A 1,814-nucleotide genomic window follows, 5' to 3' on the forward strand; every position below is an offset into this window, starting at 1 on the left:
GGAGTGGCGTGGACGCAGAAGCGGTTGGGCCGCGATGCTGCGCCTCGGCGACCTCACGGGCCGTCCTGGGCGCGGAGGTACGGCGACATCGACCGGTGCGACGTCATCCTGCTCAACAACGGCGGCAACGACAACGCCGGCGTTGGCTGGTCGCCACGAGGATCGTCGCCTTGTCGGGATGCGCGTACTGCGCAGCTCGTCGAACTCGACGAAGGAGGCGCCGTGTTCAACATGTTCGAGGAGTTGTTCTCACCGGGCCGCAAGCACACCCAGGACGAGGCCAACCGGCTGGCGCTGACCAGGGTCGACGTCGCGGACGGAGACCCCGGGCGCGGGCCGATAGACCTGGAGTCCGGGAGGGTGGTCGTACGCCTGCCAGAGGCAGAGGCAGAGGCAGGCGCCGACTCCGATCCCGAGTCCGCTCCGTCGTCTGGAGCAGCTACGTCACCTGAAGCTCCAGAATCCGATCGTCCCCCGACTTAGGAGTGCCCCGGCCGTCCGTGTTGCTGGTGACGAGCCACAGCTTGTCGTCGCCGGCCGAGACCACCGTGCGCAGTCGGCCGTACTCGCCGGTGAGGAAGGCCTGCGGGGCGGCGGACGCCTTGGTGCCGTCCAGCGGGATGCGCCACAGGCGCTGGCCCTTGAGCCCCGCCATCCATATGGAACCCTCGGCATAGGCGATGCCGCTGGGGGAGGCGTCGTCGGTGTGCCACTGGGCGATCGGGTTGTGGTACTCGGCGTTGTCGCCCTTGCCTTCCGCGTTCGGCCAGCCGTAGTCGTCGCCCGGTGTGATCGCGTTCAGCTCGTCCCAGGTGTCCTGGCCGAACTCCGAGGCGAACAGCCGCTGTTTGGAGTCCCAGGCGAGGCCCTGCACATTGCGGTGGCCGTAGGTGTACACCGGGGAGTTCGGGAACGGGTTGCCCGGGGCCGGGTCGCCCTCCGGGGTCAGCCGCAGGATCTTGCCCCCGAGGGACTTCTTGTCCTGGGCCAGGCCCCGCTGACCGCTCTCGCCCGTACCCGCGTACAGCATGCCGTCCGGGCCGAAGGCGATCCGGCCGCCGTTGTGGATGTAGCCCTTGGGGATGCCCTTGAAGATGGTGTCGGGCGCGCCCAGCTGCTCACCGGCCGGCTTCTTCTCGTCGTACAGCACGCGGACGATGCGGTTGTCCGAGGCCGAGGTGAAGTACGCGTAGATCATGTGGTCCGAGGCGTAGTCCGGGGAGAGCGCGATGCCGAGGAGACCGCCCTCGCCGGCCGCGGAGACCCCGGACACCGTGCCCAACTCGGTCTTCTTGCCGGTCTTCTCGTCGATCCGGGTGATCGTGCCGTCGTCGCGCGAGGAGACCAGGAGGTTCCCGTCGGGCAGCGGGGCGAGGCCCCAGGGCGTCTTCAGGCCCTCGGTGACCGTGCGCAGCACCTTCACGGTGCCCTTGGCGGGCGGGGTCTGTTCGGCGGCCTGCTGGGAGGGAGAGGCCCCCGTGGCCGTACCGCTGCTGCTGGACGGCGCGCTCGTGCCGTCACCCGGAGACCCACCCCCGTCGGAGGAGCAGCCGGCCGTCAGCAGGAGTGCGGTCACGGCCAGGGCGGCCGACACGACTCGACGTTGCACGATCAGGTCCCTTCGACGGGCGGGTACTCACCAGTGGGTACGGCGGGCACTTGTGGCGGGCTCACTGCCGGGCCCTGCGGCTGGTTCTACTTTTCATACACCGCTCACACCGCCCGAGTTCCCGATCACCACCCACCGACGCACGATCGAGCCGTCGGGTGAGGGTGAGGGGGCGATGAACTGGCCCGGGGGCCGGGGCCTGGGA

2 protein-coding genes are annotated in these 1,814 nt (G+C 69.7%); one reads left to right on the top strand and one right to left on the bottom strand.

The features are described 5' to 3' along the window. Positions 1–231 precede the first annotated feature (231 nt). A complete protein-coding gene (locus tag ACNFOC_RS53935) occupies positions 232–483 on the top strand; it encodes a DUF6191 domain-containing protein (protein ID WP_416966250.1) in 252 nt (83 codons plus the stop codon). On the opposite strand, the gene ACNFOC_RS53940 is transcribed toward ACNFOC_RS53935, so the two are convergent. Further along, positions 440–1,594: a PQQ-dependent sugar dehydrogenase gene (locus tag ACNFOC_RS53940; RefSeq protein ID WP_416966251.1), complete on the bottom strand. Its 1,155-nt coding sequence runs from the start codon at positions 1,592–1,594 to the stop codon at positions 440–442. The two genes, ACNFOC_RS53935 and ACNFOC_RS53940, sit on opposite strands and share 44 nt — an antisense overlap. Between the last annotated feature and the right edge of the window lie 220 nt (positions 1,595–1,814).

The organism is Streptomyces colwelliae (genome assembly GCF_048158785.1).
Taxonomy (GTDB): domain Bacteria; phylum Actinomycetota; class Actinomycetes; order Streptomycetales; family Streptomycetaceae; genus Streptomyces.